Consider the following 19549-nt stretch of genomic DNA (forward strand, 5'->3'; position numbering starts at 1 on the left):
GAAACATCGTGAATAAATGAAAGAAGTTTACATTGCAAATATAAAGACCGCGCAGGAAGTTACGGATTTTTTTATGGTGAAATCCATCGCCGTGAAGATTGGAGCCAATAAAAAACAATACCTGGATTTAATGCTGGCGGATAAGACCGGTGAAATATCGGGAAAGAAATGGGATGTAGCCGACGAGGAGCTGCCGTCTTTGGCCCAGATCAAGGAAGGTGACATTGTCAAGATCAGGGCCAACGTGACCGAATGGAACGGGCTCAAACAATTCCGGGTACTGCGGATTCGCAGGCGGGCGGAGAATGATCCGCTTGAATTCAGCGATTTCATCAAGGCTGCCCCGGAAAGACCGGAAGATATGTATGAATATATATTAGGCAAGGCGGAGGCCTTTTCCGATCAGGACCTGAAAAAGCTATGCGTCAAAGTCCTGCAAGAAAATAGAGAAAAACTTATGTACTACCCGGCTGCCCAGAAAAACCACCATGCGGAGATGGCCGGACTGCTCTACCACGTGAAAAGAATGCTCATGAACGGGGAGCGGATGTGCCAGGTGTACACCAACCTGAACGCAGATCTGGTCATGGCCGGGGTGATCCTCCACGACATGGAAAAGCTCAATGAAATCGAATCCAACGAACTGGGGATTTCATCCGGGTACTCCTTTGAAGGCCAGATGCTGGGGCATTTGATCCAGGGAATTAAGGTTCTGGATCGACTGACGGAGGAACTGGACTTTCCAAAAGAAAAGGCGATCATGTTGGAACACATGATCCTTTCCCATCATTATGAACCGGAATTTGGAAGTCCCAAAAAACCCCTTTTCCCGGAAGCAGAGATCCTCCACTATTTGGATATGATTGACGCCAGAATGTTTGACATGCAGGATGCCCTGGACAAAACAGAGCCAGGCGAATTCAGCGACCGAGTATGGACGCTGGATAACCGCAGACTGTACAAGGTAAAAGACTGATCGGAAGGAGTGTTTCGGGGAGTGAAGAAAATCAAATGATGGAAGAAAAACAAGGCAGCGTCGCAGAGATTATTTTTCATAACCAAGAAAACGGATATACGATTGCGGTCTTTGAAACAGAAGAGGAACAGTTTACTGCAGTAGGCAGCCTGCCATCCTGCCATAAGGGCAGCAGCTATATACTAAGGGGCCAGTGGAAAATACACCCCACTTACGGCGAACAGTTCGCTGTAAGCGGTTTTGAAGAGGTCATGCCCTCTACGGAGGACGGGATCCAAGAATTTCTGGCATCCGGAGTCCTCAAAGGCATTGGAAAAAAGACGGCTGCGGCCATCGTTGCCAAATTTGGAAGCGAGACCTTTGAAATTATTGAAAAACAGCCGCAAAAGCTGACGGAGATCGACGGCATCGGCGACAAAAAAGCAGAGGCTGTGGCCGAGGCGTTTCGCAGCCACAGGGAATTCGCCAGGATCACCTTATATTTGCAGCAGTTCGGAATCAATGCAGACTATGCGATGAAGCTGTACCGCGTTTATGGATCCGATACGATCACGGCTGTTGAAGAAAACCCCTACCGGCTGGCAGAGGATATCTTCGGCATCGGCTTTAAAAAAGCCGATAAGATTGCTGAAAAAATGGGAATCGCCAGGGACGACGAACATCGGATCAAGAGCGGTGTCAAATTTACCCTCTGGTATTTTGCAGGAGAGGGGAATACATTTTTGCCGCAAACGGTTCTCTGCGAAAAAGCGGGCGGACTTTTGGAGGTAGAAAGCGATAAAATTAACGACTGCCTGGTTGAGATGGCTTTTCAAGGCGATGTGCATATTGAAAATCTAGAAAACCGCAATGTGGTCTTTCTAATGACCTATTATCTGGCAGAACAGAATGTATGTAAATGTTTGGCCGCGATCAACTCGGCCGGGCTGAAAGCCATCGGCTCCGACCTGGACAGTTTGATTGCTGTCACAGAGACGGAAAGCGGAATCGCCCTTTCCGAAAACCAAAAATACGCAGTGAAAACATCGCTGAACCAGGGGATATCGGTGATCACCGGCGGACCTGGAACAGGAAAGACGACGATCATCAATTCCATCATCAAGATTCTCCAGCACAGCGGCCTTAAGACGGCCATTGCTGCGCCTACCGGAAGAGCAGCCAAGCGGATCACCGAGACTTCCGGCTATGAGGCCAGCACCATACACCGGCTGCTGGAATATTATTATTCCGAAGGGGAAGACACCATGCGCTTTGGAAAGACCGCAGAGGACCCTCTGGACTACGATGCTGTGATTATCGATGAAGCATCCATGATTGATCTCATGCTGATGAACGGACTTGTCAGCGCTATCAAGCCGGCAACGAGACTGATTCTGGTGGGGGACGCGGATCAGCTGCCGTCTGTGGGGGCTGGAAATGTTCTGCGTGATATCATCAACAGCGAGTATATTTACTGCGTCAAGCTTACAGAAATTTTTCGTCAGGCGAAGGAAAGCCTAATCGTGGTCAACGCCCATAAAATCAACCGGGGAGAATATCCGGACTGTAACGAAAAGGGGAAAGACTTTTTCATGATGCGTCAAAAGTCGGAAAAGGACATGCTCAATTTGATCAAAGACCTTTGCATTCGCAGGCTTCCTGCCTATTACACACAGATCATGCCTGTGAGGGATATACAGATATTAACGCCGGTGAGAAAAGGCCTTCTGGGCAGCATCAACCTCAACCGGGAGCTGCAGGACGTTTTCAATCCGCCCTGTCCGGAGCTGGAGGAGCGTAAAGCAGGCGACCGGATTTTTCGGGAGCATGATAAAGTCATGCAAATTAAGAACAACTACCAGCTTAAATGGCGGAACCAAGAAGATTTCACAGAGGGCGAAGGGGTTTTCAACGGCGATGTGGGATTCATCAACAGTATTGACCGGGAATTCAATGAAGTGGTGGTGGTCTTTGACGAATGCAAATACGTTACCTATGACTTCAGCCAATTGGATGAGCTGGAACTGGCCTACGCGGTTACAGTTCACAAGAGCCAGGGCAGCGAATTTCCCATTGTCATCATGCCCATGTCCTGGTTCCCGCCGGTTCTGGCCACGAGAAATCTGCTCTACACAGGCGTTACCAGGGGAAAGCACGCCGTGGTACTGGTAGGATCGGAAAACAAGATGCATGCCATGGTGGACAACAATCGGATCACCCAGCGGTATTCAGGACTTTCGGTGCGGCTGAAAGCGCTGCTGAGCTTTTAAGATAAAAGGGGGATTTATGGGGATTATTGAAACAGGATTGGAACTTTTGTATCCGTCCAATATTTATTGCATTTCTTGCGGCAGCATCATCGACAAGACCCGGCCGTACGCCCTTTGTGACGAGTGCATAGAGAAATTTCACTGGCTGGGAAAAAAGACCTGCAGAAAATGCGGAAAAATACTTGAGGAAAGCTATCACCGCGATTTATGCTGGGACTGCAGGACGTACGGCCACGATTTTGACCGGGGATACACCTGCGTCCAGTACGGCCTCTATGAACGTGGTGTGCTGCTGGATTATAAGTACAGGGGGAAATCCTATATCGGCCGCAAGCTGGGCGATGTACTCTACGACCGAATGCGCCTGGAAGAAGAAGACTTCGACCTGATCGCGCCTGTGCCCATGTATGGGAAAAAACAGGCCCAGAGGGGTTTCAACCAGGCAGCGGTAATGGCTTCCCGTCTGGCTTGGCGCATGGGGACGCCCTGCGTGCCCAATCTGCTGATTCGCCGTCGCCGGACATTGCCCATGAAGGGTTTGGGCGCATTTGAGCGGCAGCAGAATCTGGAAGGAGCCTTTGCTGCAGCGCCGGGGAATCATTATAAGCTGGAAGACCGCAGGATTTTACTGGTGGATGATATTTATACTACAGGGAGTACGATGGATGCATGTAGCAGGGTGCTGCGCGAGGCGGGCGCAAAGGAAATTCATGTGCTTTCCTTCGCCTGCGGGGCAAACAAAGCGCCTAAACAATAAAAAATACAAGGCGCAGTTTGCGCCGGCTGCTCAGGCCTGTGGTTGAAAGGCCATGCCAGCTACGGGCAAAAGGTCCCACGTAAGCTGATCCGCAAGGCGGCAGTGATCATGGCGTAGCTTAGAAGTAAGTCCTCTGACAAAGTCAGGTAAAGGCAAGTGTGGGGGCAAAGACCAGGTCAGCTGAGCAGCCGGCACAGACTGCGCTCTTTTTCTTACATTCTCATGCAAATTCATTGAATAAATTTGTATTTATTGCTATAATATGTTTACACTAATAAGCGGATGCGGCATCAGCTGTATCGCGGCAAGGAGGTTAAGGGTATGAAGATAGTTATCAACAGTAAGAACTATAATGCCAGTGAAAAGTTAAAAGAGACTATTGAAAAGAAGTTCGCAAAACTGGACAAATACTTTTCAAACGAAATTACTGCAAATGTTATGACCCTGAGGGAGAAAGGAAAGTATAAAGTTGAGGCTACCATAAATACAAAGGGAACCATCTTCCGGGCAGAAGTCCTGGCAGAGGATCCTTACGAAGGCGTTGATCGCGTCGTAGAAAAATTATCTCGCCAGATGTCCAAATTCAAGACAAAGCTGCAGAGAAAATATAAAGATCACAAGGACCTTGCGTTCGCTGAGCTTCCGGAAACTGAAGAAGAACAGGAAGAAATTCAGGTTGTCAGAAAGAAGAGATTCGATCTGGTGCCGATGACTGTCGATGAAGCCGTCGTGCAGATGGAACTTTTGGAACACAATTTCTTTGTTTTTCTCAACATGGAGACGGACAGCGTAGGCGTCGTTTACAAGAGAAACGATAACGATTATGGACTTTTAGAAACCGCATACTAGACCTTGTGGGCTTTACCACCCGAAAAAATTTAAGCGCCGGACCAAATCCGGCGCTTTGTTTTTGTAATAGGGAGAAAACTTAGGCTGATCTATTGAAAAAAGGAATGAAGTTCTGTACAATATATGAGATAAAGCATAAGGGGATAGCAAATGCAGGATTTTTTCAGAAACGTTGTATCAGGTGTTGGTATTACCGATATCATCGATATCCTGATCGTTGCGTTTATCATTTATAAAATTTTAGGATTCATACGGGAAACAAGAGCAGAGCAGTTGGTAAAAGGTCTGCTTATTTTAGTTATTGCGACTTTTTTATCTGACCAGCTCAATTTCTATACCCTCAACTGGATTCTCAAAGGAACGATGACCCTGGGACTTGTTGCTCTGGTCATCGTATTCCAGCCGGAGCTGAGGAGGGGATTGGAATACCTAGGGCGGACAAAGCTGGTACGCCCCGGAGGATTTGGACAGTTGGATAAGGATCGGGCAAAGCATGTCACCACTGAATTCATCCGTGCCATCGAGTCATTTTCTAAAGAACGAGTGGGCGCATTAATTGTCCTGGAACGAGAGACCGCCCTTACCGATATAGCGGAATCGGGAACCGTAATCGATGCGGAGATATCCGCTGAACTTTTAGGAAACATATTTTATGAAGGATCACCTCTTCACGATGGAGCGGTGATTATACGAGGCGACCGAATTTTTGCCGCCGGCTGCGTTCTTCCTCTGTCGCAGAACAAGACGATCGGCAAGGAGCTGGGCACTCGCCATAGGGCGGGAATCGGAATCACCGAACATTCGGACGCGGTGACATTGATCGTATCCGAGGAAACCGGAATCATTTCTATGGCTGTCAACGGAAAGCTCTCCCGGTTCCTGGACACCAAAACTGTGGAAAAGACCTTATTGAATCTGTATCTCAATAACGGAGACATCGGCGATAAAAAGAACTTCTTCCCGGATTTCTTTAAAAAGATAAGGAGGAAGAACAATGCTGAAAAATAATACCATCTTAAAAATTCTTTCTCTATTAATTGCGATTTTTCTGTGGTTTTATGTCATGGGCGAGATTAACCCAACAACTTCCCAAACCTTTGAAAACATTCCAGTGGAGCTTCTCAATGTGGACACTTTGGATCAAAGGGATCTGGCGATCCAGGGCGGAGCCAATTTTTCCGTGGATGTGGTCGTGGAGGGAAAACGAGCCGACTTGAACAGCTTGGATAAGGAGAAGATTAAAGCCACCGCAGATGTGTTCGGATATGAAGAGGGCGAAAATTATGTGCCGGTTTCCGTGCAGCTGCCGGATAACGTTTCCCTGGGACAGATCAAAACCCCTAAGATTAAGGTAATCTTGGAGGAATTAGTTTCTGTATACAAACAGATCAGTGTTAAGTTTACCGGCAAGACTCCATCAGGCACGGAGCCGGGAAATGTGAGTGTCAGCCCAACGGAAATCGAAGTCAAAGGCGCCAAATCCGTTGTAAATTCAGTAAAGGCTGTGCAGGCAGAGGTAAAAGCTTCTGAGATTACCGACGACGAGCAGAGCTTCAGCGCAGTGCCGGTAGCGGTGGATGGGAATCATGAACCGGTTTATGACGTGTCCTTATCTGCCGAATCGGTGGAAGTGCAGGCGACCTTGTTTTATACAAAGACGGTGCCGCTGAAAGTGGAAATTAAGGGAGCGGTTCCCAGTTCCTATGAGATGACCGATCTTTCCGTACCTGACGAGATTTCAATCCGCGGTCCAAAGAGCGCTGTGGAGGACATCACCAGCGTTACCGCCGATCCGGTGAATATCAGCAAGGTCAAGGCCAGCACCACCTTGAAAATCCATCCTAATCTGCCTCAGGGCGTAGAATTGGCGGATGAATCAAAGGGCATTGGTGTGAAAATCAAGATCAAGGGACTGTCCACAAAGACGATTACGCTGTCAACGAAAAACAGCGAGATCAAAAACGTGGAAGATGGTTTTAACGCATATATTAATACGGCTGAGGTCAAAGCTACCGTTACCGGAAGCGAAGAGATGCTGAAAGACCTGGAGGCTTCGGATTTTAAACTGGAGGTAGACCTGAAGGGGCTCAAGGCAGGCAACCATACGGTGGCCGTTAAGGTAACTTCTGATAAAGAATTTAATAGTTTGAAAATAAACCCGGAGAAAGTAGAAATTACGATCAACGGGCAGAACTAAAAGCGTGTGTTCGATGAAAGAGATCAAGATAAGGAGATTATAAGATGGGAAGACTTTTTGGAACCGACGGAGTGAGGGGCGTAGCCAATGCGGAGCTGACGCCGGAACTGGCTTTCAAGCTGGGTAAGGCCGGAGCCCACGTGCTCAGCAAGAAAAAAGGGAAGCCGGTTGTCCTGATCGGAAAAGATACCAGAATTTCCGGCGATATGCTGGAGGATGCGCTCAGTGCGGGAATTCTCGCGGTGGGTGGCAACGTGATCAAAGTCGGCGTGCTGCCGACCCCGGCCGTAGCATATCTTGTGAAACATTACCGGGCCGATGTGGGCGTGGTTATCTCTGCGTCCCACAACCCCTTTGAGTACAATGGAATTAAATTTTTCAACAGCGAAGGCTTTAAGCTGGACGATGAAATTGAGGATGAGATCGAGGATATCATCCTCCGAGATATTGATGTCAACAGCCATATCACCGGCGATAAGCTGGGAAGATGCCTGGAAGCGGATGATGACGCGGCGGCGATTTACGCCCGTTATCTGACCGGCACCATTGATCGCCGGCTGGATGGATTGAAATTGGTACTGGACTGTGCCAACGGAGCGTCCTACAAAGTGGCGGAGATGGTGTACGGGGATTTGGGCGCTGATGTGACGGTGATCGGCAATGAGCCGGACGGTCTCAACATCAATGCCGGATGCGGATCCACCCATCCGGAAAAGCTGCAGAAGGAAGTTATAAAACAAGGAGCTTTCATGGGCCTGGCTTATGACGGTGATGCGGACCGTCTCATTGCCATTGACGAAAAGGGCCGGGTCATCGACGGAGATAAGGTGATCTGCATCTGCACCAAGATGCTGAAAGACGCAGGCCAGCTGAAGGATAACAAGGTCACGGCAACGGTCATGAGCAACATCGGTTTTCACAAGTATATTGAATCCCTCGGATGCAAGGTGGATGTAACCGGCGTTGGCGACCGGTACGTGCTGGAAAGCATGATTCAAACCGGATGCGTGATTGGCGGTGAACAGTCGGGACATATTATTTTCCTCGATCACTCCACCACAGGAGACGGAATTCTGTCGTCCCTGCAGCTGGTAAAGGCTGTACTGGCTTCGGGCAAGAAGGCGTCCCAGCTGTCGGATGAAATCGAAATCTATCCCCAGGTGCTCAAAAACGCCAAGGTAAAAAACGAAAATAAATCAAAATATAAGAGCGATCCTGAGATTTGCGAAGCCATTAAAAAGGTTGAAGCAGAGATGGAAGGCAGCGGCAGGGTGCTGATCCGTCCTTCGGGAACAGAGCCGCTGGTTCGCGTAATGCTGGAGGGGCAGGATGTGGATCATATCACGGAACTGGCCCACGATCTGGCGAAGCTATTGACAAAGAGGTTTGGTTAGGAGGTAACAGGTATGTGCGGTATTGTAGGATATGTAGGCACTGAGAATAATGCCAAGGAAGTAATCATTGAAGGGCTCAAACGCCTGGAATACAGAGGATATGACTCGGCGGGAATCGCCCTTTGCAGAGATGGGAAGGTGGAAACCCGCAAACATGTGGGGGAAATCGCCAATTTGGAAAAGATCATCGGAGACCCCGACTATGACAGTTCAGTTGGAATCGGCCATACAAGATGGGCTACCCACGGCGCTCCGTCGGATGTGAACGCCCATCCCCACAGCAACAGCGACAACACGATAACCGTTGTACATAACGGCATCATTGAAAATTTTGTAGAGCTGCGGGAATGGCTCATCGATGAATACGGCGTCAAATTCAAGTCCGATACGGATACGGAAGTGATCGCCCATCTTATCGGCATTTATTATGACGGCGATCTGCATCAAGCGGTGAACCGAGCGGTGGAACAGATGAGAGGCGCTTACGCCATCGGCGTGATCGCTGCCGCGGAACCCGACAAGATCGTCGCGGTTAGAAAAGATGCGCCCATGGTAGCGGGTATCGGCGAAGGCTGCAATTTTATTGCTTCCGATATTCCGGCTCTGCTCAAGTACGTGAGAAAAATTTATTTGATTGAGAACAACGAAACCATCGTTTTAACAAAAGACGAGATTAAAATCTACGACGAAAACCAGAAGGTTGTAAAGCGGGATGTCTTTCATGTCACCTGGGATGCGGACGCAGCTGAAATGGACGGCTACGAGCATTTCATGATGAAGGAAATCCATGAGCAGCCCAAAGGCTTGTATGAGACGCTGACCAGAAGGCTCAACGAAGACGATACCATCAATCTGGACGGCATCTCCATGACTAAGGAAGATATTGAAAACTTCAACAAGGTTTATATCGTGGCCTGCGGAACGGCTTACCACGCCGGTCTGGTGGGAAAAGCGGCCATTGAAAAGATGGCCCGCATACCGGTGGAAGTGGACATTGCCTCTGAATTCCGCTATCGCGATCCTTTTGTGGATGATAAGACTTTGTTCATTGCCATCAGCCAGTCCGGTGAAACGCTGGATACGCTGGCAGCCCTTCGGGAAGCAAAACGGAAGGGTGCCAGAATCCTATCCGTGGTTAACGTGGTGGGAAGCTCCGTTGCCAGAGAATCGGACGATGTCTTTTATACCTGGGCCGGGCCCGAAATCGCGGTGGCATCCACCAAGGCTTATACGACCCAGCTGATGTGTATGTATTTGCTGGCCCTGTACATGGGCCACACCAAAGGCGTGATCGACAAGGACTATTATGCCCGCTTCATTGAAGAGCTGAAGCAGATCCCGGATAAGCTTGAGGACCTGCTGAAAAAGGAAAAAGAAATTGAAGCCGTTGCCAAGAAGTATTGCAGAAAAGAGCAGGTCTTTTTCATCGGCAGAGGCGTGGATTCGGGCGTGTCCTATGAAGGCTCGCTGAAGCTGAAGGAAATCTCCTATATTAACTCCTTTGCCATTGCGGCAGGAGAGCTGAAGCATGGAACCATCGCTCTGATCGAAGAAGATACTTTGGTATTCGCTCTGGCTACCCAGGATTTCCTCTTTGAGAAGATGCTTTCCAATATTCAGGAAATCAAGGCAAGAGGGGCCAATGTGGTAGGCGTTGCCAAGGAAGGAAACAGGGAGATTGAGAAACAATCCACGGAAGTGATCTATATTCCCGATTGTATGGATGAAGTTACTCCTCTGTTGTCAGTGGTTCCGCTCCAGTTGTTTGCCTACTTTGTGGCCAAATTTAGAGGCTGCAACATCGATAAGCCGAAGAATCTGGCGAAATCTGTAACAGTGGAGTAATCGTATGGAAAACAATCAGATAAGAGATATCACCCTGGCTCCATCGGGTCATCAGAAAATCGAGTGGGTGAGAAACAATATGCCGCTGCTGTCCGGGCTGGAGGAAGAATTTCGTAAAACAAAGCCCTTTGACGGCGTAAAAATTAGCTTGTCGGTCCACTTGGAAGCCAAGACCGCTTATTTATGTCTGGTACTTGCCGCCGGCGGCGCCCAGATGTCCATAACCGGCAGCAATTCGCTGTCCACCCAGGATGATGTGGCCGCGGCTCTGGTGGATTCAGGCCTGAAGGTCTACGCATATCACGGAGCCACGGACCAGGAATACGGGCGGCATATCGAAATGTGCCTGGAGCAGAAACCCAATATTATCATCGATGACGGCGGGGATCTGGTGGGGCTGCTCCACAACAAGCGGCCGGATCTGGCAAAAGAGGTCTGGGGAGGCTGCGAAGAAACGACGACCGGCGTCATTCGTCTGCAGGCCATGGAAAGAGAAGGCATTCTCAAGTTCCCCATGGTTGCTGTCAACGACGCCCAGTGCAAGCATCTCTTTGACAACCGCTATGGCACGGGCCAGTCGGTATGGGACAGCATCATGCGCAATACCAACCTGATTGTTGCCAGCAAAACGGTGGTCGTCGTAGGCTACGGCTGGTGCAGCAGGGGAATCGCCATGCGGGCTTCGGCGCTGGGGGCAAAGGTGATCATCACCGAGATCGATCCGGTCAAAGCCATTGAAGCCAGAATGGATGGATTCGACGTGATGAAGATGGATCAGGCGGCTCCGCTGGGGGATCTTTTTGTGACCGCCACCGGATGCAAGCATACGATCACGGTGGACCATATGAGGAAGATGAAGGATCGGGCGATCCTGGCCAACGCCGGACATTTTAACGTGGAGATCGACATGGAGGGCCTGGAGAAAGCCGCTTCTGACAAAGTGGAAACCCGCAAAAACATCATGGGCTACCGCATTGACAGCGGGAAGTGGATTAACGTCATCGCAGAAGGAAAGCTGGTCAACATCGCCGCCGCGGACGGACATCCGGCGGAAATCATGGATCTGAGCTTTGCGGTGCAGGCGCTTTCCGCCATGTACATCAAAGAAAATCACTCCAATCTGGAAAAGAAAGTGATCGATGTGTCGGCTGAGATCGACGATAAAATTGCCAGAAGAAAGCTGGAATGCTGGGGGATCGAAATCGATGCCCTGACTTCGGAGCAGGAGCAGTATCTCAACAGCTGGCAGGTTTGATAGACAATTGAAAAAGGCAGCGGACTGGTGGCGGTACGCTGCCTTTTTTGTGCGGTGCGCTTGGTGGGCGCAGCTGTTTCTTAGTGGAAGAGCAGTTGAGGGAAAATATAAGGAAAAATTTTTGAAATTTACGCAATTTCCAACGGCTGTAGCCTTGTGAATCGACCTTGTAGCCGAAAACCCTGCCTGTTCACCAAATCAGGCCCCGTAAACCCACAACTTTGCGAAAAAAATGCATAGTTTCACAGAAGTTTTCCGGGGGCTACGGCTGCGCCGGTTAGAAGAATGATTAAGTCGAATCGGCTTTTCGGCGCTGCTTACCACTTATCAGAACGGAAAGCCTTGCCCTTTATATCCTTAATGTTCAATTTAAGTACAGCTGTTTTTCCCAGGGCTCCCTTGATAAACTTCATGCCGCCTTCGTGGAAGTCCGGGGAGAAGCGATCGATGAACGTTTCCATGACCATGCGTCTTTCGCTGTCGTCTTCAACAAATTCCATGTCGCCGCAGGCCACGATGCTCTCGTAGCGGGTGGTGAATAATTCCGGTGCAACTTCAGAACGCACAATTACGGAAAAGCAGACTTTTTTATCAGCGTTGAGCGCATCGATTTTATACCCGTACTTGGCGCTGTGCATATAGATGGCATCCTTTGTATACACAAAATTCATTGGTATGCAGTATGGGTAGCCGTCATCGCCGTTTACCGCCAGAGTTCCTTCTTTACAGCTCAGCAGCATTTCCTTTACCGTCTCATCCGCGATCTGTCTTTCTTTCTTGTACATTTCTCTACTCATGGTTTCTATCCTTTCTATTACAGTGATCTCGATACCGAATGTCATGCATTTATTATAAAACAAATTGCACTAGGAGAAAGGGCCAATTATAATAAACTTATAGGTTACAATTTTGGAGGTAATCATGATTATTCTGGACAGAGCAAGTAAAATACCTTTGTACACGCAAATTTATCAGCATATTCGGGAAGAAATCATTTCCGGAGAATTGGAAGAAGGCCACCGGCTTTCAGCCATCAGAACCCAGGCGGAAAATCTCGGGGTGAGCCGCAACACAGTGGAGCTGGCATATCTCCAGCTCTGCTCAGAAGGTTATCTGAAAAACAAAAGGGGGAGCGGTTATTACGTCAAGCACGTGGACGCTTCCCTGATCGATAAAGAAGCCGTGACAAAGAGAATGCAGGAATACCATAGAGCGAGGAGCGCCGGGCGCAGCTATCGCTATGACATGAGATACGGCAACTGCCACATGGACGAGTTTCCTTTGGGAAAATGGAGAAAAGCGATGGACCAGGCCCTGTGCGAGTGTGGAAACAAGCTGGCCGCTTATGGGGATTCCTGCGGTGACCTGGAACTGAGAACTTATTTGGCCGACTATTTGGAACGGGCCCGGGGCGTAACCTGCGGTCCCCAGCAGATCATCATCGGCGGCGGAACCCAGCAGCTGCTCAGCATACTGGTTCAGCTGGTGAAGCCAAAAAGGTGCGCCATTGAGGAACCGGGATATGATGGCGTGCGAGCGGTCCTGGAAAACCACCAGGTAGAGCCTGTTCCAGTTCAGGTGGGAAGGAACGGCATTGACTTGGAACTGCTAAAAGAAGAAAGGATTGACGCGGTATACGTGACGCCGTCTCATCAATTTCCCCTGGGCGCAGTGATGCCTATACAGACCAGAATGGAGCTGATCCAAATGGCCCAGAAAGGCGGATTTTATATAATTGAAGACGATTACGACAGCATTTTCCGCTATAGTGCCAGATCCATCCCCTCCATGCAGGGTCTGGACCCTTGCGGCAAGGTGATCTATCTGGGCAGCACATCAAAGGCCATGGCCCCTTCCCTGCGCCTGGCTTACATGGTACTGCCTGCGGAGCTGAAAAACCGATATGATATGTGGTTTTCCCAATACCACAACACCGTTTCCGCCACCGTGCAGGACGCCCTTCGGATTTTCATGGCCGAAGGCAGCTGGGAGCGGCATGTACGAAAAATATGCCTCGCCAATAAGCGAAAACACGATATCCTGGTGTCAGAGCTAGAAAAGGGCCTGGGGCCAGATTTTCGCCTGCTGGGAAAAGGCGCGGGCCTCCATCTGATTGTCGAGTCACGGCGGCTCACTGGTGAGGAAATGATGGTGCGCATTGAGCGGCAGGGCGTCAAAGTCTATTCGATGGACAAATATTTTGCCCTGGGCTGCAAGCGGAACCTGATTATGGCCGGGTTCGGCGGCATCAGACAGGAGGACATCCGGGACGCAGCAGAGCGGATCCTCCGGGCCTTGAAAAATTGACCCCAGAAAATACATAAAAATTGACACTTTTAAACAGGCCAAAGATGAGATAAAGTGGTAGAAGCAAAAGTCCCGAAAGAGAGGTGAGTCAATTGGCGGGAAGACCGAAGATAAAAATTACGATGGTGGATAAAAAAGAAAAGGGCCCATGTCATTACGGGCATGGGATCGGAGATTCCTTTGACTTTGATCAGGACCGGGATAAAATGTGCCCAATGATGCTCCACACGGCGTTTCCGTATATCGACATTTTACGATACGGCGGGACCGTTCCCGGCGAGGAAAACGAGGACGAATGCCTGTTTTGCTGCCCGGATGCAAGAGTTATCAACGTTTTTAAAATAGAAAGAATCAAGGAATAGAGGGCGATGCGGCCCGGAGAGGAGCGATTATGAGCGCGAAATTTGGAATGGATATAAAAGAAAAGATATTGGAGGCTGTGAAAACAGCTATGAAGGAGTTTCAGGAAAGAGAGGATATTAAGACCAAATTCGGGGAACCTCTCGTAGGCTATGCGGACACGAGAAATCCCATTTTCGATATGTACTTTTCAAGAAACATCTGCGACCATCCAAAGAAGATTTACCGGCCCGGGAACACGGCTGTCGTTCATTTTGTCCCCTATGCGCCGGAAATCACCGAAAGCAACCGTGGAGGGAAGGAGCCTTCCCAAGCGTGGCTGACTGCTTTCAACGATTCCATGTGGCTGTCCATGCGTTTGAACGGGGTTATCCGTGAAGTACTGGATGGAGTGGGCAGACTGTCCTCATGCACCAATACGCCTACGGATTGGGACGAAGATCTATGCAGAGAAGAGTGGTCTCACAAGCTGGTGGCTTATGCCGCCGGAATGGGAGAATTCGGGCCTGCCGGGTCATTCCAAACGGAAAACGGGTTTGCCGGCCGATTTGGTTCGATTATAACGGACGGGTGCTACGCGGAAGAATTCGAAGTTCTGGATTCGGATCAGCTGGAGGCGACCTATCAGGAAATTCAGCGCCAATATTGCTACCAGGAAGCAAAAGGCGTATCCTGCAGCCAGGAGATGATTCAGGCCTGCCCGGCCGGGGCAATCACTGAAAAGGGGATTGATCGGAAGCTCTGCCAGGCTCACTGCAAGACCATCGATGAATACATTCCTTCACCGGAGGTCTGTGGAAAATGTTTCTTTTATTAAACTGATAAAAATGCCGGCATGCAGTCTGCTTGTGTCTGTGGGCCGGCTTTTTAGTTGCCTTGTTCTGGTAAAAACTCCCTTAATCTTGTTAAAAAGCTGCCAATATGGTATACTATTTTCCCCATCAAGTACGGCGTTGCCGCAAGGAAGAAAATAGTAAATCTTGCTGCGACATGGCTTGCAAGGTATAGTTACATGCAGCAATTAGTATGTGTAACTAATGGAAAACATACAAAACATCCTGTAGATAAAAGCGCGATGGCGAGCGAAAAGCAGAGTCATAGGTTTCATGCAGAGTTTTGGAGGAGAGAGAAATGAAGAGAACCACGGCAGTAAAAAGAACCCTGGCATGGGTAATGGCCCTGATTTTGGCCTTATCGATGAATTCCGCTGTATTCGCAGAAACGGTAGCCAAGCCTGCAGCGAAAGTGGCGGATGGGCCGATTGAGGTATGGAACGCATATGTGACAGGCAACCACAAAGAAGAAAATAAGTTGGGAACTTATAATTCTTTGAAAGAGGCGCTGGCTGCGGCCAAAGATAATAGTGAAAGTACAAAACTCGTCTATGTGCGCGAAAATTATACGCTGACAGAAGATGTAACGGTTCCGGAAAATGTAAAATTGGCCGTGTATGGAAGAGATAATGGACAGGGCTATAAAGGTGCGACGCTGACCGTTCCCAATGGTAAAATTTTGACCGTTTCAGCGGCGTGCAACCGTTTTGATATCTTTTGGGGTTGTGTGCTGGATGTGCAGAGCGGGGGAAAGGTTCTACTTGAAGGCGGAACGTATAGTTCGAAAGGCTGTGTCTATATTGCACCTCAAGATAAGGAAAAAGAAAAGGGTACTTTGAAAGGAACCCTATCGGTTCCAGAGAATAAGAAGCTTTTCAGATGGAGTAATTACTACTGGTCCAATACAGAAGATAAGGCGATTGCTAAGATTACGACTGCGGAGGGCAGGACCACTTATTGTGACAACAGCAGCAATATAGCGCCGGCAAGCGGTGAAACACTGACTCTTTTAAAGGATGTGGAAGCCAATCAAACCATATCCGGAGACAATGCGGTCGTTGATTTGAACGGGCACACATGGACTGGTAAAGCGACTGCTATCACATTCTCCGGCAAAAATGCAGTCATTAAAAATGGTACGGTGAAAGCCGGTGCCACAACTAAGAACTTAATCAAAGTGGGTAACGCCGATGTCACCATAGCCAGCGATGCGGTAATTGACGGCGGCGCTAAATTTGGGATCGTAGCAGAGAAAAATGCTGTAATCAAGGTGGAAGGTACTGTTAAAAGCACGGAAACCTTCGCCATTTCCGGCAATGGCACCGACAATAACCTTGACAACAAAACAGAGATTACAATTAAAGAGCCGGCAGTGGTTTCATCGGAGAAGGCTGCGGCCATTTATCAGCCCCACTTCGGCGTCCTCAAGATCGAAGGCGGCCAAATCACCGGAAAGACAGGTGTGGAGATTCGAAGCGGCACACTGAACATGAACGGCGGCAAGGTAACGGGCAGCGATGCCTTTCAATATCAGAACAATGACAATGGCATTACCACACAGGGCGCAGGAATCGCAGTGGTTCAGCATGTAACAAAATTACCCATTCATGTAACCATCTCCGGCGGCACCATCGAAGGCAGCAAGGCGCTTTATGAGTACAATCCCAATTTGCAGGAAAATTTCAAGGATGTGAAGCTGAGTATAACCGGCGGCACCTTCAATAAGACTGGCACGGCCGCAGATGCCGCGTCGGTATACAGCGAAAATTATGAGGATTTTATAACCGGCGGAACTTATAATACGATACTGGATACAAAGTATTATGACGAAGCAAAGTACATGCAGTATAAGCTGGATGATAAGAACCTTCCGGGAACCGTGGTTCCATACACGTTTGAACCAGAAGTTACCATAAATAAACCCGACGTGTCACAAGGCGATCCGGCAAGCGTTTCACAGAGTACGGCAGACGCCGCTGCAAAGGATGCCAAGGAAGCAGTAAAAGCCATTCTGGAAGGAAAAACACCCCAGGGAATCTCGGAAGAGGACGCAGCTAAGATTCGGGAGCTGCTGAAAGATATAACCTCCAAAGATGAGGTGCGTGTTACCATCACCATTTATGCGAACAAACTGGATGACAATAATGTGACAGCTAATGAAAAGGACCTGATTCACTCTCTTGCATCCGGTGATGAAAAGGCAGCGGCTTACCTGGATTTTTCGGTAGTGATGAAAGTCGTTCGAAAAGCAGAAAACAGTATAGAGACCACCGAGGACAACATTCAACTCACCAGCGTTCATACACCGCTGGAGTTTGCAATCCAAGTTGATCCCTCGCTGATTAAGGATCAGAGCGTCCGTATCGTGCGCATACACAATGGAGTTCCGGAGATCCTTCCTACCGATCAGATCAATCGGGAAACGGGCACTATTTGGATGTCTACCGATAAATTTTCAACCTATGCGCTGCTCACGTCAGAGACGGTGACCGTAAACTTTGACACTATGGGAGGCACGCCGGTCCAGCCCCAAACGGTCAGGTTCCATTCGGCCATTACCAGACCGGAAGACCCTGTGCGCAAAGGCTTCACCTTTGCTGGATGGTATACAGATAAAAATTATCGGTTAACTTATGATTTCAATACCCTTGTTGATTCACCGTTTACCTTGTATGCTAAATGGGTAAAGGACGAAGAGGCGGCAGCCGGCAGCAATGGAAATCAGAACGGCCCACAGGCCGGATCTTCCAGTCAGGATGAAAAAAATACTCCAGCTCAGGCTGTAAAGACCGGAGATGATACCAGCCTGACAGGATGGTTCGTCACCATGCTGTTAGCTGCGATAGCAGCCAGTATCTTGTTCATCAGACGTCATAAGAAAAGTTAAAGAATGAATACTGACAGAGATCAAATTTTCCGAAAGGGAAAGGTGATCTCTTTTTTTGCAATAATTTTTAGCTTTGTTTGGCGAAAAGTTAGGTTGGTTTTAAATGTAAAATATTGACAAATTCGAAATTGAGTGCTATTCTGTTAATGTAAATTATTTCCATAAAACAAAGGGGTTAAATTATGATGGATTATGAATTATTTAAAGAAGTTATTACAGAACGCATTAAGGATTTCTTGCCTCCCGGATTTATGAATAATCGGGTAGAGATTCGTACCGTTTGCAAGATTAACCAGAAAAAGGATACTTTGATCGTAAGACCGGAGCGCACAGCGGACATCGCTGCCATGCCGAATATTTATATGGACGAGATGTATGAGCTATTCCAAGAGTGTCAGGACTTGGATCGGGTTCTCTGCAAGATGGCAGCGCTGATTATCCACTATACGGCCCGCTTTTCTACTGAAGAACTGGATTTGGATTTGAGTAAGCGAAAGGATTTTATTGTTATGAATCTAATCAATACCCGCAGAAATCAGGAGTTGCTTAAGACGGTCCCTCACAGAGAAGTGATGGACTTATCCGTCATTTACCGTATCATTATGGGCAAAGAGGAACAGGGGATGGCAACGGTAATGATCAACAACAGCATTATGCAAGAAATGGGATTGAGCCGGGAAGAACTAGATCAAGCTGCTTACGAGAATACAGCACGACTGTTCCCAGTGGAAATTTTCAAGCTGTCAGATATGCTCTATGTGATGACTAATGAATCCAAACTGCATGGCGCTACAACAATGATGTACCGAGAGGCTGTCCAGATGCTGGCTGAGAAGATCGGCGGAGACTTTTATCTAATCCCCAGCTCGATCCACGAAATTATGGCCGTTCCCAAAGAAAAAGGAAATCTGCAAAAACTGGTGAGCCTGCTGGAGGAAGGCAACCGGGTCTGTACCCAGGATTTCGAAATCCTATCCAATTCAATTTACCAGTACGACCAAAAACAGGGGACCTTTCAGCTGGCAGCCTCCTACTCACCACAAGAAGAAAGAACAGAGCTGCCGTAAGAAAATTTTGAAGGATAAGTAACATTTTCGGGTCCTGAGCCATAGTCTATATTGAAGTTAAAAATTAGAAAAGTAGGTGAATTAAATGGGTAACAACTGTGGACTTCTCAACGGAGAAGGTATCGATACTAGCTTATTATTTTTCTTCTTACTGTTAGTGATTATCTTCTGTAATTGCTATAACTAGTATAGTGCATAACAGGAAAAAGGCCGCATCCTTCGGGGTGCGGCCTTTTCTTTTTTGTTGTGTGCTGTATAGGTATCTGCCTGAAGCCTGATGGGCCGTATTCAAAGAGCCCCCGATTAAAAGCAGAAAAATACCAATACTCATAGGGATTTGTCTCCTATTTTGTTTGTGGTTTGGAAGAAAATAGGATATACTGTAATTGCCTTGCAATCCTGAGGTCTAATTCGTGTCGACAAAGCTCTCTAATTAGCGAAGATGAGAGGAAAAAATCAATACGCAAGGAGTCAAAACAACCACCTGCCGCAAGGTCGGAGTTCGGTTGCGCGGCCGGCCCTCGTAAGGTATAATATAACCGTATATGCTTAAAAACAAGAGTTAAAGAGCTT

At 48.3% G+C, this 19549-nt stretch carries 15 protein-coding genes; 14 read left to right on the forward strand and 1 reads right to left on the reverse strand.

The window, feature by feature from the left end:
- The first annotated feature begins 16 nt into the window (after positions 1-16).
- From NIA71_RS15285 to NIA71_RS15325, 9 genes are all read left to right on the forward strand, one after another.
- On the forward strand, positions 17-976 hold the full coding sequence (locus NIA71_RS15285; RefSeq protein ID WP_253020871.1) for a 3'-5' exoribonuclease YhaM family protein: 960 nt from the start codon (positions 17-19) through the stop codon (positions 974-976).
- A gap of 35 nt (positions 977-1011) precedes the next feature.
- A complete protein-coding gene (locus tag NIA71_RS15290) occupies positions 1012-3225 on the forward strand; it encodes an ATP-dependent RecD-like DNA helicase (RefSeq protein WP_253020872.1) in 2214 nt (737 codons plus the stop codon).
- 16 nt (positions 3226-3241) lie between these two features.
- The gene (locus NIA71_RS15295; protein ID WP_227755503.1) at positions 3242-3982 is read left to right on the forward strand and encodes a ComF family protein; all 741 of its coding nucleotides are present in this window, start codon (positions 3242-3244) and stop codon (positions 3980-3982) included.
- 321 nt (positions 3983-4303) lie between these two features.
- On the forward strand, positions 4304-4831 hold the full coding sequence (hpf, locus tag NIA71_RS15300; RefSeq protein ID WP_227755502.1) for a ribosome hibernation-promoting factor, HPF/YfiA family: 528 nt from the start codon (positions 4304-4306) through the stop codon (positions 4829-4831).
- Positions 4832-4981: 150 nt separating this feature from the next.
- Positions 4982-5839, forward strand: a complete 858-nt coding sequence (gene cdaA, locus NIA71_RS15305) for a diadenylate cyclase CdaA (protein ID WP_148397469.1) — start codon at positions 4982-4984, stop codon at positions 5837-5839.
- Complete coding sequence (locus NIA71_RS15310; RefSeq protein WP_253020873.1) at positions 5826-7028, forward strand: YbbR-like domain-containing protein; 1203 nt, start codon at positions 5826-5828, stop codon at positions 7026-7028. The genes cdaA and NIA71_RS15310 overlap by 14 nt, the downstream gene beginning before the upstream one ends.
- 44 nt (positions 7029-7072) lie before the next feature.
- Positions 7073-8422, forward strand: a complete 1350-nt coding sequence (gene glmM / locus NIA71_RS15315; protein WP_148397467.1) for a phosphoglucosamine mutase — start codon at positions 7073-7075, stop codon at positions 8420-8422.
- Positions 8423-8434: 12 nt separating this feature from the next.
- Positions 8435-10267 (forward strand): glutamine--fructose-6-phosphate transaminase (isomerizing), encoded by a 1833-nt coding sequence (gene glmS / locus NIA71_RS15320; protein WP_253020874.1) that lies wholly within the window; start codon positions 8435-8437, stop codon positions 10265-10267.
- Between the two features lie 4 nt (positions 10268-10271).
- Positions 10272-11522 carry an adenosylhomocysteinase gene (locus NIA71_RS15325; protein ID WP_253020875.1) on the forward strand — a complete coding sequence of 417 codons (1251 nt, stop codon included), beginning with the start codon at positions 10272-10274 and terminating at the stop codon, positions 11520-11522.
- A 317-nt stretch (positions 11523-11839) separates the two neighbouring features.
- Here the strand turns inward: NIA71_RS15325 and NIA71_RS15330 are convergent, their stop codons facing one another.
- Positions 11840-12319 (reverse strand): pyridoxamine 5'-phosphate oxidase family protein, encoded by a 480-nt coding sequence (locus NIA71_RS15330; protein ID WP_227755499.1) that lies wholly within the window; start codon positions 12317-12319, stop codon positions 11840-11842.
- 124 nt (positions 12320-12443) lie between these two features.
- On the opposite strand from NIA71_RS15330, the gene NIA71_RS15335 reads away from it, so the two are divergent.
- The 5 genes from NIA71_RS15335 to NIA71_RS15355 all read left to right on the forward strand — a co-directional run bounded on the left by NIA71_RS15335 (position 12444) and on the right by NIA71_RS15355 (position 18976).
- Positions 12444-13829: a PLP-dependent aminotransferase family protein gene (locus tag NIA71_RS15335; protein WP_253020876.1), complete on the forward strand. Its 1386-nt coding sequence runs from the start codon at positions 12444-12446 to the stop codon at positions 13827-13829.
- An 83-nt stretch (positions 13830-13912) separates the two neighbouring features.
- Complete coding sequence (locus NIA71_RS15340; protein ID WP_367177897.1) at positions 13913-14191, forward strand: TIGR04076 family protein; 279 nt, start codon at positions 13913-13915, stop codon at positions 14189-14191.
- A gap of 29 nt (positions 14192-14220) precedes the next feature.
- Positions 14221-15006, forward strand: a complete 786-nt coding sequence (locus NIA71_RS15345) for a hypothetical protein (protein ID WP_253020877.1) — start codon at positions 14221-14223, stop codon at positions 15004-15006.
- Between the two features lie 314 nt (positions 15007-15320).
- Positions 15321-17909 carry an InlB B-repeat-containing protein gene (locus NIA71_RS15350; RefSeq protein WP_253020878.1) on the forward strand — a complete coding sequence of 863 codons (2589 nt, stop codon included), beginning with the start codon at positions 15321-15323 and terminating at the stop codon, positions 17907-17909.
- Between the two features lie 182 nt (positions 17910-18091).
- Positions 18092-18976: a DUF5688 family protein gene (locus NIA71_RS15355; protein ID WP_227755494.1), complete on the forward strand. Its 885-nt coding sequence runs from the start codon at positions 18092-18094 to the stop codon at positions 18974-18976.
- Positions 18977-19549: the final 573 nt, after the last annotated feature.

Source organism: Ihubacter massiliensis, assembly GCF_024125305.1.
In the GTDB taxonomy this organism is placed as follows: Bacteria; Bacillota; Clostridia; order Peptostreptococcales; family Anaerovoracaceae; genus Hominibacterium; species Hominibacterium faecale.

Coding starts and splice junctions, on each gene's coding strand:
- NIA71_RS15285 (WP_253020871.1), top strand. CDS start 17: ATGAAAGAAGTTTACATTGCAAATATAAAGACCGCGCAGGAAGTTACG.
- NIA71_RS15290 (WP_253020872.1), top strand. CDS start 1,012: ATGATGGAAGAAAAACAAGGCAGCGTCGCAGAGATTATTTTTCATAAC.
- NIA71_RS15295 (WP_227755503.1), top strand. CDS start 3,242: ATGGGGATTATTGAAACAGGATTGGAACTTTTGTATCCGTCCAATATT.
- hpf (WP_227755502.1), top strand. CDS start 4,304: ATGAAGATAGTTATCAACAGTAAGAACTATAATGCCAGTGAAAAGTTA.
- cdaA (WP_148397469.1), top strand. CDS start 4,982: ATGCAGGATTTTTTCAGAAACGTTGTATCAGGTGTTGGTATTACCGAT.
- NIA71_RS15310 (WP_253020873.1), top strand. CDS start 5,826: ATGCTGAAAAATAATACCATCTTAAAAATTCTTTCTCTATTAATTGCG.
- glmM (WP_148397467.1), top strand. CDS start 7,073: ATGGGAAGACTTTTTGGAACCGACGGAGTGAGGGGCGTAGCCAATGCG.
- glmS (WP_253020874.1), top strand. CDS start 8,435: ATGTGCGGTATTGTAGGATATGTAGGCACTGAGAATAATGCCAAGGAA.
- NIA71_RS15325 (WP_253020875.1), top strand. CDS start 10,272: ATGGAAAACAATCAGATAAGAGATATCACCCTGGCTCCATCGGGTCAT.
- NIA71_RS15330 (WP_227755499.1), bottom strand. CDS start 12,319: ATGAGTAGAGAAATGTACAAGAAAGAAAGACAGATCGCGGATGAGACG.
- NIA71_RS15335 (WP_253020876.1), top strand. CDS start 12,444: ATGATTATTCTGGACAGAGCAAGTAAAATACCTTTGTACACGCAAATT.
- NIA71_RS15345 (WP_253020877.1), top strand. CDS start 14,221: ATGAGCGCGAAATTTGGAATGGATATAAAAGAAAAGATATTGGAGGCT.
- NIA71_RS15350 (WP_253020878.1), top strand. CDS start 15,321: ATGAAGAGAACCACGGCAGTAAAAAGAACCCTGGCATGGGTAATGGCC.
- NIA71_RS15355 (WP_227755494.1), top strand. CDS start 18,092: ATGATGGATTATGAATTATTTAAAGAAGTTATTACAGAACGCATTAAG.